Consider the following 13,214-nt stretch of genomic DNA (forward strand, 5'->3'; position numbering starts at 1 on the left):
ACTTATTGTTCTGTTGATTTTAAATTTGATAGGCGCCTTGATAAGATCAGACTCCAAACAAAAACGACTAAATTCAGTACGCCAAATAATACAAATGGACTTGATGGCGATACATGTCCAAACAAATAACCTCCGCCCGTAGTGGCAAGTAAAATACCTACGGCGCCGGCAACCCCAAATAAACCTATCACTGCACCTTTGCGATCTTTGGGCGCTTGCTCACCCACTAGCGCCTGACTGGCTACAAAAGCACTGATTTCAGCTATGCCCATGACAAACAACAAAGGAAATACCCAACTGGCGGTCGGATCACTAACAAAATACATGGCGCTATAAACACAGCCAGCTAAGCCCGAGGCTATTGACACAGCGGAGATACGGGTAACCTTATCACTGATATATCCGGTTAATATGGAGCCCACTAAAGCCCCTCCAACCACCATTAATATGGCTGGCACGGCCAATTGCGCCATGGCATCGCTGGTCGACAACTGCAAGGTCCCGGTGCCAAATTGGACCAACCACAAACCCATAAAAGCGCCAGTTACCGCTAAATCACCACGAGAAATAAAAGCAGCGCCATAGGACAAAGCAATGGCTGGATTTTTTGCCGCCTTGGCGCCTTTACTTAACATCACCAACAAAGGCTCTTTGGTGCTTTGCACCACAGTACCAATCATTTTTGATAAACCAATAAAGGCCACTACGGCAGCCACTGCGCCTAGTGCACCCGCTATGGCAAAGGTGGCTTGTTGAGCCGTGGCTTCTGAGTAGCCGGACGTCACAAAGCCTTTGGGCAAAGCTGCCAATATGGGCGGAATAAATGCGCCAAAGGTTGCAACTGCTCCTTGCATGCCATTGGCTTTGCCACGGGTAGTATTGTGTGAATAATCGGCCACCACAGTCACCATCATGCCCACTATGGCGGCGGAGCCAAAAGCGACAATCACCCTATACAAAATCAGTTCTTCAACCGAAGTTGCCGAGCCATATAAAGTGAAACCAATGGCGGTTAGGGCCAAACCAAACACGTATACCACTCGCCTACCAAAAAGGTCAGCCAATACACCGTAAAGGCCCATCATTACTATAAAAATGGCTTCTTGTAGGCCACCTAACATACCGGTTAAGGTGGCTTGCTCTGCATACGGAATACCAATAACTTGCAACAAACCAGGTTGTAATATGGATAAGGCTCCGGCATAACCCGACGAAATAAATACAGCGAATAAATAAGCCAGCCAATTCCGTCGTTTTAAACCATCAACCAGTTTTACACCCAAAAATGTTACTTGTGGCATATGCTTAAACTCTTAGTGTTTTCATTGTTTTAGTAATTAATAGTCAAATATAAGTGCGACTATACATACTTTTTATTGGCATCAATTTGTTGTTTACCCATACGCATTTCGATCATTTTTTCTACTTCGTCTTGACCAAAAACATTGGCGGCTAACTTGTTCATGGGATCACGGCGATAGCCCATTTCACGAATAATATGGTCGCTGCGTTGCAGCTCTGCGCGCTCTGATTCAGGCACAGGCGTGGCCTTGTCTAACCAAGATAACCAGCGGTCAACCATTTCATGTAGGTAGGTTTCAAAAATACTGATGTTTTGATCATTTAACTCGCCCATCAAACTTTGGGTGGCAGGATTAATTAAGGCACGCATATAGTTGCCGTGGCTTACCGACCAATGAAAATTAGGGTGTGAGCGCAATTTCATATACCAATCGTTAACTTCTTGACCGTAATATTTGTCGAGATAATCTACATTGGTTAACAGGTTTTTGCGGGGCGTGTAATCGCAATAACAGAATAATTGCGGCACAGTACCAAACACGATCACTAAGTGTGGTACGTCGGTTTCTTGCCCTAAAAATGCCGTGGTATTCATATCCAAAATACTGGCTTTACGATTACCTATCCACGAATTAACCAGCCATTCAACACCGTTGCCTGTCCAAGCAGCATAAGAGCCCTCAAATTCGCCATTGGGTGAGGTGTAATACTCACGATCAAAGGTCGATGGATGCTGGTCTAAATGAGGAAATTTAGTGGTAATTTTGTTTTTAAGGGCGGTTAAAATCCCCCAGCAACGTTCCCAATAACGACTCACATCCACATTGGGGTTTTCCGCTAGAAATTCGTCTAAGGTTTTGGTTTCTTTATTTTTAGTCACTGACATCTTATTTCTCTTTTATTGACTGTTGTATTAGAAATAGCTGAGTTACAAACCAAAGCGGGCAAATTTATCCGCAGGCTTACGCCACATTGAAATCAACATGCGACCACTCATTTTTAAGGGATTTAACCAACGAATTTTTGCGCCAGTTTTATTAAAGGCTAAAATTTCTTTAACGAGGAAAGGCGCCACGGTTTCCACGTGATCACACAAGACGTTGGCGATTTTTCGGCGTTTTTGAAAGTTGTCCCAATCTTCTTTGGCTTCACGGATCACCCCCTCGGTAATGATCATGCCCGGGCGAATTTTGCCCACTAAGATGTTGTCGCTTTTTAGTTCTTTGCTTAGTGCATCGGTGAAATAATTAAGGGCGCGTTTGGTGGTACCATAAATACCCATGCCCGCAAAATACTCACCGTCACTGCCGCCGCCTAACATATTAAATATCTTAGGTTTATCGTTTGAACGGCGCGTGCTTGCGGCGAGTTGCATACCACGAGCAGCCACTTTGCAACCATTGATCGTGCCCAAAACATTGGTACTAACCATTTTTTGAATTTCACCATCTGGGGTATCTAAAATTGACCATACCGTACGAGCTAAACCTGCATTATTGAGCCAAATATCCACCTGGCCAAAGTGCTGGATAGCAAACTGCCATAAAGCTTCTACTTGGCTTTTATCTGTCGTGTCACAGGCCAAACCAATCACTTGCTCTGCTGGATAGGCAAGTTCACTAATGGCGTTATCAATATCACTTTGCTGGCGCCCGCTAATAACAACCTTGTGGCCTAAACGCGCAAATTCATTAGCCAAGCCCTTGCCTATGCCTTTGGTACTGCCGGTGATAACAATATTAGCCATGTGCCTCCCCCTTAAACCGAGACTCTGGCAACAACATCAGCATTTGGATCAGGATGTTTGACCTGATAGCCAGTAGCATAAATTTTAGCGGCCGATATTTTGCGTTTCGGGGCTTTGATTTGATCTAAAAACTCCAAACGTGGCCACGCATTTTCATCACAGATAGCATCAAATACACGTTTATTGGTGGCGGGCACATTATCGTTATCACAAACATTAAAAACCCCGGTAAGTTGGGCGCTGATCACGTGGTGAACAGCATTAACCACATCTTCAAAATGAATGGCATACAAAGGGGCATCAGCACTAAAGATGGCTTTACCTGCAAAGTAATCCATGGCCATCTTTACCCGTTGGGGAAAACTAAAATCACCCGGTGCACCATACATATCAGGAAAACGTAATACACAGCCCTGAGCTGACTTAAGTACTTGCTGCTCGGCTAGTTGATAGTATTTAGAAGAAGGCTCTTGGTGGTTAGCGGTAGGGGTATTTTCATCAATGGCTGCACTGCCCTCGCCGCCATCGCCATAAACTGAAAATGACGACAAAAAGATCACTCGTGGGCAAGCCATGTTGGCGCTTGCACAACTACGTACTAATACCTGCTCATAATGAATTTCGCGTTCTTCTTTGGTACGTGTGTTTCTAACATTGGGCGCGACAGTCACTATGATGGCGTCACAACCTTGCGCGGCAGCCACTACTTTTTCGCTCTCTTCACCTTTTAAAACATGTACTGAATCAACTAGTTTTTCCAGCTCTGCTACTTTTTCAAGGGTAGTCGTACTGCCAGACACACTATGGCCATCTGCTTTGAGTTTTGATGCTAATGCTTTACCTACATGGCCTAAACCGAGAATAAACAATTTCATTTAATGCCTTTTGTATTGTAAAAAGAATGTCATATAGACATAATGTATTAATATTATATCATTTAGTCAAACATAAGATATAAAAAGCCTTTTAACAAACAAAAACAGCAAGTAGATAAGATAAAGATAGGAAGAGCTTGAGTGACTAAGTAACAGACTTTTAGCACCACACAATAATCGGCAAAGACCAAGGTAAAACAATGAATGGAATAAAACAAAGCTTAGCAGAACACATTATTGGCTTTCAGCATGTGGGGCATATTGTGGCTGATTTGGCAGCCAGTATTGCGGCCTTTAAAAATCTGTATGGCATCAGCGACGACAACATCAAGGTTATACCACCCTTTACCCAAACCGAAAATGTGCCGACTCGCTTTGCCTTGATCCAAGTACAAGATACCGAGTTTGAATTGATTGAGCCTATTTCAGAGCACTTTAAACAACTACTAGTAACACCCGGTGCCAGTGGTAGTGCAGGTATTAACCATGTGGCCTGGCGTGTAAAAGATATTGATGGTGCCATGATAATACTTGCAAAAAACGGCATTAAAGCAGGCCACGTAACACCGAACGGCGTCATCACTATGACTAAAACCTCAAGCACCGCTAAAAAGATGGTTTATCTCGATCCGGCTACCACAGGTGGTATTTTGATCGAGCTCATAGAAGTCATTGATCATGGCTGAGCAACAACAGCGCTTACATAAGCTACTGCTACCACCACTGCCTACTGGCTTCAACATAATTGAAAGTGGCCACTATGTTTATTGGCTTAATGGAACTGCGGCAAAAGTCGTAGAGCCGTGGTGTAAAGCGCAAAATAGCCAGGGACAGGTACTTGTGCATTGCGCCCGTTTTGCTGATGACTATGGCATTACAATTTTGGTCAAGCATCACACTAGCCCAGCAGCTAAGGGCAACAATGACTTTTCGACTCACATTAGTTGGCAGCAGCAAGCTCAGTCAGATATTTGTGCCCAGTATGTTTATAACGCTGAGCAACAACAATTTAGCAGCAACCTTACCTGTGATGGACAGCAACTCATTAACAGCCAACAACGTGTTGATAAATTCCTATTTTTCCCTTTAATGCGGGTCTTTAGTGGCGACATTATCCAAGAGCTGACGCTGCAAGGGCCACTACTTACTGTGGTGCCTGACATTCAAACACCGCAGTTACGCACATCCCTTTTGCACCCTACAGAAAGTATACGCAGTGCCAAAAAGTTTGGCGATGAGCAAATATTCATAGCTGGAAAACAATATGACACTAGTCGATATGCCTATTTGTCTGAGCGTTATCAAAGTGAAGATGAGGCGGTGTTCTGGCTTAATTCACAGGGTTTATTGCTCAAATATTGTTGGCAACAAAGCCCGGCCCAACATTGGCAAATAGAACTGCATAATTACCAACAATTTTCTCCAATAGATCGCTAGCAGCAGGACACCCTATGTTAAACATTTTTATTGTCATACTTGTCGACATGATAGGTTTTGGCATCATGATCCCCATTTTTGCCTACTATGTAATGCAATTAGGCGGCGGCCCAGAAACAGCCACTTTGCTGATGGGTTTATATTCGTTGGCGATGTTTATCTCTGCGCCATTACTGGGGCGTTTAAGCGATTATTATGGCCGTAAACCCATATTGATGTTGAGCATGTTTGGTGCTTGCCTTGGCTATATATTATTAGCCTTTGCCGATACCTTGTGGATGATTGCTTTGTCGCGTTTACTCAGTGGTTGTATGGCCGGTAATATCGCTGCAGCACAAGCTTATATCGCTGACATTACCGACGATAGTAACCGTGCAAAAGGCATGGGCATGATAGGCGCCGCTTTTGGTTTAGGTTTTGTTATTGGCCCTGCGGTTGGCAGCATTATGGCAGGTGATGACTTTGCTAACGCCAACTTCTTTTTACCGGCATTAAGCTCTGCCGCCCTGTCATTAATATCATTTTTAGGCATCGTCTTTTTCTTAAAAGAAAGCCTGAGCAAAGAAGACCTCGCAAGCTCAAAACTAAAAACCAGAGTCACCCAATGGTCAGCCATTAAAACCATTTTATCACGCCGTATTTTATTACTTATTATTGGTTGCGGGGTGTTATTCAACTTGGCTGCAGGTTTGTTTGAAGCCATATTCCCCATCTGGACCAGAGACTTAGGGCTTATTTCTGGGCCCCAAGGGCTCGCTCCTATGTTGCTGGTATCAGGTTTAACCCTAGCCGCAGTACAAGGTGGTTTAGTAGGTAAACTAAGCAAAAAATTTGGCGAACATAAGCTGCTCAAATTCAGTTCGTGGCTGTACGCAGTGTCTATGCTGTTGATGATCTATACAGGCTCCAAGCAAATTTATTGGGCGGTGTTAGTGGCGATGTCCATGCAAGCCGCATCGACAGGTTTGATGACTACCTGTATTCAAAGTCTTATTTCGCAAAAAGCCGGTGCCAATGAAAAAGGCAGTGTGATGGGCGTATTTTCATCACTAGGCACTTTGGCTCGTACTATTGCGACCTTTTCAACGGGTTTTATCTATGTGGGATTTGGCATGCAGAGCCCCTTGATACTGGCTATTTGTAGCATCATTGCGTTGTTTTTTGTGGCATTGGCCATCCAACGTCAATGGTTTGCCAGCAATATGCAAAATTCAAGTCTCTAAGATGCAAACAAATCTACTATTGCTTTGTTAAAACAACACTATAAGATAATGATATAGCATTAATACAAATATAGAATAACGGGAAAAACTTATGTCACAAGACTACTATGGTTATCGTAAAAAATTCGCACTTTTAGTGCCTTCTACTAATACCGCAGTTGAGACGGAATACCACAAAATGTGCCCAGTAGGTGTGGTACTCGCCACTCGAGGTTGTGTGATCCCGCCCTTTAAAGTGACTAACGAAAAAGAATTTGTGGAAATGGTCCAAGCCATAGGTAATGCCACTGAACAAGGTTTGCTTGACTCACTTACCTGTCGCCCTGATCACGTCATTTTTGGTTATTCCGCCGAAACCTTTTGGGATGGCAAAGGCCGCTCCGATCGTGAATTTAATAAGTACAATGACATCGCCCAAGCCAAAGGTAAGTGCAATATTACCTTTGGTGCGCAAGCTATTGTGGATGCACTGAAGTGCTACCCCAAAGTAAAAAAAATCGGAGTAGTTACACCCTATATGCCAGTGGGTGATAAACAGGTGGTTAAGTTTATGTCCGACATTGGATATGAAGTGGTCCGTATTGCTGGCCATTGTTCACAAGGGCCAGTGGAGATAGCTAACGAAAGTTTTGCCAAAACTCGCCAACTGGTAGACGAAGTCAATGGTGATGACGTTGATTTGATCCTACAAGCAGGCACCAATTTGTATTTTGTCGAACTTGCCGCCCAGCTTGAAAAAGAACTAGGTAAACCTGTGTTGGCCATTAACGCTCTGACCTTTTGGCATGCGCTACGCAGCAATGGTATCCAGGATCGCATCCAAGGCTTTGGCTCTTTATTGGCCGAACATATTTCCATTCCAGAGTAACGATAAAATTTTATGTTAAAACACTCGATACAATTACAACAGGCGCTGGCTAAACCCGGCATCATTAAAGCGCCAGGTATTTTTGATGGTTTATCTGCTCGCTTAGTTGAACAAGCGGGTTTTGATGTTGGTTTTGTATCGGGTGCAGGCATCGCTTTTTCTCGTTTTGGTGTGCCAGACATTGGTTTAGTCACCATGACTGAAGTCGCCAATACCATTGAGTTAATTCGAGAAATCACAGAGTTACCCTTGATCGTTGATATTGATACCGGTTTTGGCAATGCGCTAAATACTCAACGTACGGTTAAAGTACTGGAGCGTGCGGGTGCCAGCGCCATGCAGATGGAAGATCAGGTCATGCCTAAACGCTGTGGCCATATGCGCGGTAAAAACGTAGTACCTGCTGCCGAAATGGTCGGCAAGATCCATAGCTTTTTAGACGCCAGAGAAAGCGAAAGTACCCTGTTAGTCGCCCGAACTGATGCCCTAGGAGTGAATGGTTTTGACGATGCCATGGAGCGTGCAAGATTGTATCTTAAGGCAGGCGCAGATTTGTTGTTTATTGAAGCCCCACAAACTCTCGAACAAATGCAGATCATAGCCAGAGAATTTGGTGCCAAAGTGCCACTTGTGCACAATTTAGTGGAAGGTGGAGCCAGCCCCGTTGCCAGTTCCAATGAGCTAGCCGAGCTAGGTTATAAAATCGCCCTCTATCCTGTAGCCTTATTACACGCCTTTGTGCCCAAAGCCCAGGAATTACTTAGGCACATCCAACAAACTGGCGACACCCGCAGTTTTAATCAAGCCCTTATGGACCTTAATCAAATCAACGCCATACTTGGTGCCGATTCACTGCTCGAACAAGCTAAAAAATACGGTTCAAATTAGGCGCTGCCAATTAAATCCCTAACTCAACAGGTAGTTCATACCTATACAAGAAATTGTCAAATTTTGAGCTTTGGTTTGAGCCTACCAAAGGCTGAAGCGGTCGTTAAACTACCGCATTCTATACGACGGCAGCTCAGACAAACGGATCTATCATTTCCTCAAACCACTCGCTAATAATTTATACAGGTATAATAAGATTTTCTTAAAAACCGCCTTTTCCCTTCCTATTAAATAAATTTAATAGGTCTCACTTTGTTTTTCCCATAATTGCTAAGTTATTAATTTAATTATGGAAAATATTCTACACATGGTTTTTAATAAGAAGCGAAAAAAGTCTCGTTAAAGTCAGGCTCCTTTTGCTTTTTAGATCAAACGCAGCTTTAGTTTAATTGAAGTGAAAAATACCTAATAAAATCATAAGGTAAGCACTAAAAATGACGAATAAAATAATCAAACCGAGCAGTTGCAAATGCGCTTTGCTCGTTAATAAGCGTTATGTTTCTAAGGAGGAATCATCATGGAATTGAAAAATTTTATTAGCTCTACGATAGAGGAAATATCTAGAGGTATATTGGAAGCAAGCGAAAACCTATCTGATACAAACGCTATCGTTAGTCCGAAAGACTTCAAAATCAATTCCAAAGAATCTCAGGCTCTTGGCAGAACAAAGCCTGAACATATTCCAGATCATGTTGAAAAAGGTACTCGAGTAGTACAAAAAATTGATTTTGATATAGCGGTGACTGTAGACGAAACAGATAAAACCAAAGCGGGTGGAAAAATATCAGTGTTATCAATTGGTCTTGGTGGAGATCTAGAGACATCTTCTAAAACAGGCACCAATTCTAGAATCAAATTTTCGGTTCCAATAGTATTACCAAGCAAAGAAACATAACAAGCCGTTTAACGAAAACGCCAGCAAACAACGCTGGCACGGACTCGCAAACTGCGCTCGCCCGTTAACGGAGCGTTAGGTTTCTATTACAAGGAAAGTAAAACTTGGTAGAGAATAAGTACACAAAAATCGCAATTGTAGCTTTGATAGTTTCGAGTTTCCTTGGTGCTTTGTTACTCGGTAGCATTTATTGCTATTCAAACATTCCTGTCCTTACTAGAGTGGGGTTTAATTAAGTGAGTGCATATAACAAAAACATCATGGTGGGAATTTTACTCGCTGAAACAGCGCTCCTAAAATCCCCATATGTTAAGCGTTAGGCGTACCTGATGAGTTCGAAATACCAACAATATCGACTCTGTTTAAACGAATTACATAATTTGCTTCTTGCTTACAATGAAAGTCACTGGGCAGATTATTTTATGAAATCAATTTGTCTGTTGAAAGAAGGTAAACCTCATAAGAGCATGCTTCACTGTCTAAGAGCTTATGGAGGGATGGGCAGCTTTAATGATGAGCTCAACTTTACTGGTGCAAAACCTGAAACAGTTACAAGAGGTATCGAGTTGCGTACAAAGCTGTGGCAACTTTGCCACAATAATTACAATTGGCTTAAACGGATGTTTGAATGGTAGCGCCTAACGAAACAATAAACATCATTCGCTTTGCTCACTGGGAAAAATCCTCGCTGCAACTTCGTTGCAAAGCACTCAGTTTTTCACGTTATTGCAAGCGTTATGTTTAAGTACGAATTAGGGAGTGCCCTCAATGTCAGAAAAAGGTTTAAATTCTCTAATACCGGCTTATAAGAAAACTTTCGCTAGCGGAGAAATTCAAAAAACATACCAAAGCTTAGTCAGTATCGTTCAGAACCTCAGAACTGACTTTTCAAAAATATTTGAAAATCAATATACGGTTGCAAATGTGCTGCACGGTTATATTGACGTTACCTATTTTTATTTGCAAAACGATTATCTCAAAGATCGAAAGCTTAAGTTCGCCATTGTATTTAATCATCAGCAAGCTCACTTCGAGCTTTGGCTACTTGGCCAAACAAAGAATGTGCAGGTCAGTAACTGGAAAAAATTAAAGGGCTCAAAGTGGGTAACTGGTGAGGTTATGCCAAAATATTCAATTTTCGAAATTGTCTTATTGCCTAGTCCCGACTTTGAAAATTACAAGAAATTATCAAAGAACATTCATACTGCGTTTGACTCGGTTTCGAAAGAAATATTTAAAACGCTTGAAAAATAAGAACAATAGACCATAACAATGCAATCAAACAGCGTTATACATCTAAGAGTAAATTATGAGTAAGGCTTATATAAATTACTATTCAGAGATAAGTCATTTACCTGTCGATGAGCAAGAGAAAATCTTGGAAAAAGCCCGATATGAAGCGTTTGTAAATTTAAAACTCTCAGGTAGAAGCGCATGCTATCTTTTCGGCTGTCTTAGCCTATTTTTTCTTCCAGTAGCGCTTTCAATATCATTTTTTGGGTTTTTCTCAATACCAACATTATTGTTGTTTGTTATTTCCGTTACTGGGCCAACGTTATTAAATAGATATTTGCAAGGTAAGCTTATCCACAATGGCTTAAACAGCGTTTTGTCGGGTTCCGACGTATAACAAAATATCTTGATGGGAATTTTACTTGCAGAAAAAGCGCTCCTCCCCCCCAATATGTCAAACGTTAGCCCTATTAACTCCTGTATAAAGGCAAATCTAGTAATAAAAGATTAAGTGACTTGTAGATGAAAAGAAATGATTCAATGCTAATACGGCACTTATCGAATTTTGGTATTTTGTCTGGTGCAAAAATTATAGAAATTGGTTGTGGAAATGGTGAGCTTACTCGTCAACTTTCTGATCTGGTAGGCTCTGAAGGAATCATTGTTGCAGTAGACAATAATGGAAAAGCCCTTGAGGTAGCGCAAAGTAAAATCAATACTTTTAAATATAATAATGTTCAGTTTGTTGAAAGCGACATAACAAGTTTTCCTGTGGACATGAGTTTAACTGAGGAAAATTCGTTTGATTTTTTAATTGGTAGACGAATTTTAATGTACTTAGCGACCCCCTCAACTGTCATTAAAGACTTATCTAAATACCTTAAAAAAGATGGGATAGCTATGTTTCAGGAGTCAGATCCTACAATTGTTCCCGCTAGTATTACCCCAATGCCTGCTCATGATAAAGCTGTCGAATTGATAAGAACTATGCTGAAGGCGGAATGTGCACATATGACAATGGGGTTTAATTTACCTAAAACTCTTATAAATTCTGGTCTTGAATTTAAACAGGTTTACGCTGAAGCGGTCATTCAGGGTCAAGGAGAACAGTATATTCTTTCGGATATGATCAAATTATTGACTCACAGGTTGGTAGATAAAGGACTAGCGACTCAGCTAGATATTATCAATTTAATTGAAAATTTAATCGACGAGTCTCATGATAAATCAAATGTTTACATTAGTGACATGAGCTTTTGTGCATGGGCAAAAAAATGTAGCATCTCTTAATACCTAACAAGGTACTTAAAAGGAAAAAATAACAGTTGGCCATCGCTTCGCGATCTTAGCCACCCATTATTTTCCGCTTAACAAAGCCTTGGCTCACACAAAGTCGTCTAGTTATTGTTATAGGTGTTTATGATATGAACCAAACTCTTGCAACCGATGATAGCGGTGCTACTGTCGTCATTACACATCGAATACGCTCGGATAAACATACAGAGTACGAGTGTTGGTTAGGCGAGATTGCTCCGCTGTGCAAAGCATCACCAGGTCATTTGGACTGGCATATAGTACGCCCTATTAAAGGAATTACTGAGACCTATACTGTAATCATACGGTTCGATACGACGGTGAACCTTAAGAAGTGGATGTCTTCGAGTGAACGCGAAAGACTTATAACAAAAGTTCAGCCACTGCTTGCTGGAGTCGATGAATTTTATATCAGCAGCGGGCTGGATTTCTGGTTTACTCCCGCCGGCGCCAAAGCAAGGCTCCCTGTGCGATGGAAGCAGTACCTGATTACGTGGTCGGCTATCTATCCATTGGCCTTAGTGGTGCCGCTAGTCGTAGATCCCGGGCTTCGGTTGCTTGGGATTCCAAGCAGCTCACCGCTAACCACGCTTATAGTCACTGGCGTAGTTGTGTTTTTCATGGTTTATTTGGTCATGCCACGCTACACACGCATTGTCCGGCGGTGGCTTTTCAAGTGATATCAAGACCTTATAAGGCAGGCCAGCGGGATTTTTACTCGCTGAAAAGCGCTCTTAAAATCCCTATATGTTAAGTATTAGGTTTCCAATGCGAATTAGAGAAATATCCAAGTTACTGCTGATGTGCATATTTTTACAAGCTTGTGCTGTTGGACGTGGGATTTCGTATGTTCCTGATACTGACTCAATTACTTGTGATGATGTTACGTGGTTCAACCCACAAGGTAGTGCTATTTCTGGCTGGTCTGTGCCTTACTATATTGTTCCTATCTGGTATGAAAAATGGGATAACTCATCTGAAAACTTGAAGATAAAGCTGTATTTCAAGATTGAAACTGAGGTCGAAAATTTATCTAACGACTCCTTCTATATCAAAGACTTTGCAAGCAACGAGTCACTTAGTCCGCTAAATGTAAAACTAACAAGTAACATTCCGTACGAACAATCCCATTTTCTAATGTATGAAGCAGAATTCCCAATTTCGTCCGGAGCATGGACTACATTTGAGCTTCATTTTAATAAGGAAGTTTATGGCTGTGTTATTCCTCCAGTTACATATACTAAAATCGAAGATGGTTTTAATGGCGCCATTCTGTAATAAATCTAACAAGGCGCTCACTGAATAACCGCTACGCTCGTTCTCCTCCATGCAGATTACTTTAAGCACATGAGCTCTTTTTGCTCATTTCCATCCTAAAAGTATAAGCTTCTATTTGCTGTTTGAATCCAACTCGTTTTAACGATTTGTGCAG

15 protein-coding genes are annotated in these 13,214 nt (G+C 41.8%); 11 read left to right on the forward strand and 4 right to left on the reverse strand.

Features of this window, described 5'->3' with window-relative positions; genetic code table 11:
- Nucleotides 1-2: 2 nt before the first annotated feature.
- From AX660_RS07780 to AX660_RS07795, 4 genes are read right to left on the reverse strand one after another with little or no spacing between them, the layout of a single operon-like run.
- Entirely contained in the window at nt 3-1,301 is a 1,299-nt protein-coding gene (locus tag AX660_RS07780) for an MFS transporter (RefSeq protein WP_068374874.1), read from the reverse strand.
- A 59-nt stretch (nt 1,302-1,360) separates the two neighbouring features.
- A complete protein-coding gene (locus AX660_RS07785; RefSeq protein ID WP_068374881.1) occupies nt 1,361-2,188 on the reverse strand; it encodes a hypothetical protein in 828 nt (275 codons plus the stop codon).
- A 42-nt stretch (nt 2,189-2,230) separates the two neighbouring features.
- Nucleotides 2,231-3,049: an SDR family NAD(P)-dependent oxidoreductase gene (locus AX660_RS07790; RefSeq protein WP_068374884.1), complete on the reverse strand. Its 819-nt coding sequence runs from the start codon at nt 3,047-3,049 to the stop codon at nt 2,231-2,233.
- 11 nt (nt 3,050-3,060) lie between these two features.
- Entirely contained in the window at nt 3,061-3,924 is an 864-nt protein-coding gene (locus tag AX660_RS07795) for an NAD-dependent epimerase/dehydratase family protein (RefSeq protein ID WP_068374887.1), read from the reverse strand.
- 200 nt (nt 3,925-4,124) lie between these two features.
- Between AX660_RS07795 and AX660_RS07800 the strand changes: the two genes are divergently transcribed.
- The 11 genes from AX660_RS07800 to AX660_RS07855 all read left to right on the forward strand — a co-directional run bounded on the left by AX660_RS07800 (nt 4,125) and on the right by AX660_RS07855 (nt 13,060).
- Nucleotides 4,125-4,610 (forward strand): VOC family protein, encoded by a 486-nt coding sequence (locus tag AX660_RS07800; RefSeq protein ID WP_068374890.1) that lies wholly within the window; start codon nt 4,125-4,127, stop codon nt 4,608-4,610.
- Nucleotides 4,603-5,361, forward strand: a complete 759-nt coding sequence (locus AX660_RS07805; RefSeq protein ID WP_068374893.1) for a hypothetical protein — start codon at nt 4,603-4,605, stop codon at nt 5,359-5,361. The genes AX660_RS07800 and AX660_RS07805 overlap by 8 nt, the downstream gene beginning before the upstream one ends.
- Nucleotides 5,362-5,375: 14 nt before the next feature.
- Nucleotides 5,376-6,584 carry an MFS transporter gene (locus tag AX660_RS07810; RefSeq protein ID WP_068374896.1) on the forward strand — a complete coding sequence of 403 codons (1,209 nt, stop codon included), beginning with the start codon at nt 5,376-5,378 and terminating at the stop codon, nt 6,582-6,584.
- 91 nt (nt 6,585-6,675) lie between these two features.
- Nucleotides 6,676-7,452, forward strand: a complete 777-nt coding sequence (locus AX660_RS07815) for a maleate cis-trans isomerase family protein (RefSeq protein WP_068374899.1) — start codon at nt 6,676-6,678, stop codon at nt 7,450-7,452.
- A gap of 12 nt (nt 7,453-7,464) precedes the next feature.
- Nucleotides 7,465-8,340, forward strand: a complete 876-nt coding sequence (locus tag AX660_RS07820) for an isocitrate lyase/PEP mutase family protein (RefSeq protein ID WP_082768781.1) — start codon at nt 7,465-7,467, stop codon at nt 8,338-8,340.
- Between the two features lie 517 nt (nt 8,341-8,857).
- Nucleotides 8,858-9,235 (forward strand): trypco2 family protein, encoded by a 378-nt coding sequence (locus AX660_RS07825; protein WP_068374903.1) that lies wholly within the window; start codon nt 8,858-8,860, stop codon nt 9,233-9,235.
- A 329-nt stretch (nt 9,236-9,564) separates the two neighbouring features.
- Entirely contained in the window at nt 9,565-9,870 is a 306-nt protein-coding gene (locus AX660_RS07830; RefSeq protein ID WP_068374906.1) for a DUF6966 domain-containing protein, read from the forward strand.
- Between the two features lie 133 nt (nt 9,871-10,003).
- Nucleotides 10,004-10,489 (forward strand): DUF7000 family protein, encoded by a 486-nt coding sequence (locus tag AX660_RS07835; protein WP_068374910.1) that lies wholly within the window; start codon nt 10,004-10,006, stop codon nt 10,487-10,489.
- Between the two features lie 55 nt (nt 10,490-10,544).
- Complete coding sequence (locus AX660_RS23095; protein ID WP_131811765.1) at nt 10,545-10,865, forward strand: hypothetical protein; 321 nt, start codon at nt 10,545-10,547, stop codon at nt 10,863-10,865.
- A gap of 125 nt (nt 10,866-10,990) precedes the next feature.
- Nucleotides 10,991-11,758: a class I SAM-dependent methyltransferase gene (locus AX660_RS07845; protein WP_068374920.1), complete on the forward strand. Its 768-nt coding sequence runs from the start codon at nt 10,991-10,993 to the stop codon at nt 11,756-11,758.
- 792 nt (nt 11,759-12,550) lie between these two features.
- Nucleotides 12,551-13,060 (forward strand): hypothetical protein, encoded by a 510-nt coding sequence (locus AX660_RS07855; RefSeq protein WP_068374923.1) that lies wholly within the window; start codon nt 12,551-12,553, stop codon nt 13,058-13,060.
- Nucleotides 13,061-13,214 lie beyond the last annotated feature (154 nt).

Origin of the sequence: Paraglaciecola hydrolytica, assembly GCF_001565895.1 — a bacterium.
In the GTDB taxonomy this organism is placed as follows: Bacteria; Pseudomonadota; Gammaproteobacteria; order Enterobacterales; family Alteromonadaceae; genus Paraglaciecola; species Paraglaciecola hydrolytica.

Excerpts from the sequence above, each read along its gene's own strand:
- AX660_RS07780 (WP_068374874.1), bottom strand. The coding sequence starts at position 1,301 with ATGCCACAAGTAACATTTTTGGGTGTAAAACTGGTTGATGGTTTAAAA.
- AX660_RS07785 (WP_068374881.1), bottom strand. The coding sequence starts at position 2,188 with ATGTCAGTGACTAAAAATAAAGAAACCAAAACCTTAGACGAATTTCTA.
- AX660_RS07790 (WP_068374884.1), bottom strand. The coding sequence starts at position 3,049 with ATGGCTAATATTGTTATCACCGGCAGTACCAAAGGCATAGGCAAGGGC.
- AX660_RS07795 (WP_068374887.1), bottom strand. The coding sequence starts at position 3,924 with ATGAAATTGTTTATTCTCGGTTTAGGCCATGTAGGTAAAGCATTAGCA.
- AX660_RS07800 (WP_068374890.1), top strand. The coding sequence starts at position 4,125 with ATGAATGGAATAAAACAAAGCTTAGCAGAACACATTATTGGCTTTCAG.
- AX660_RS07805 (WP_068374893.1), top strand. The coding sequence starts at position 4,603 with ATGGCTGAGCAACAACAGCGCTTACATAAGCTACTGCTACCACCACTG.
- AX660_RS07810 (WP_068374896.1), top strand. The coding sequence starts at position 5,376 with ATGTTAAACATTTTTATTGTCATACTTGTCGACATGATAGGTTTTGGC.
- AX660_RS07815 (WP_068374899.1), top strand. The coding sequence starts at position 6,676 with ATGTCACAAGACTACTATGGTTATCGTAAAAAATTCGCACTTTTAGTG.
- AX660_RS07820 (WP_082768781.1), top strand. The coding sequence starts at position 7,465 with ATGTTAAAACACTCGATACAATTACAACAGGCGCTGGCTAAACCCGGC.
- AX660_RS07825 (WP_068374903.1), top strand. The coding sequence starts at position 8,858 with ATGGAATTGAAAAATTTTATTAGCTCTACGATAGAGGAAATATCTAGA.
- AX660_RS07830 (WP_068374906.1), top strand. The coding sequence starts at position 9,565 with ATGAGTTCGAAATACCAACAATATCGACTCTGTTTAAACGAATTACAT.
- AX660_RS07835 (WP_068374910.1), top strand. The coding sequence starts at position 10,004 with ATGTCAGAAAAAGGTTTAAATTCTCTAATACCGGCTTATAAGAAAACT.
- AX660_RS23095 (WP_131811765.1), top strand. The coding sequence starts at position 10,545 with ATGAGTAAGGCTTATATAAATTACTATTCAGAGATAAGTCATTTACCT.
- AX660_RS07845 (WP_068374920.1), top strand. The coding sequence starts at position 10,991 with ATGAAAAGAAATGATTCAATGCTAATACGGCACTTATCGAATTTTGGT.
- AX660_RS07855 (WP_068374923.1), top strand. The coding sequence starts at position 12,551 with ATGCGAATTAGAGAAATATCCAAGTTACTGCTGATGTGCATATTTTTA.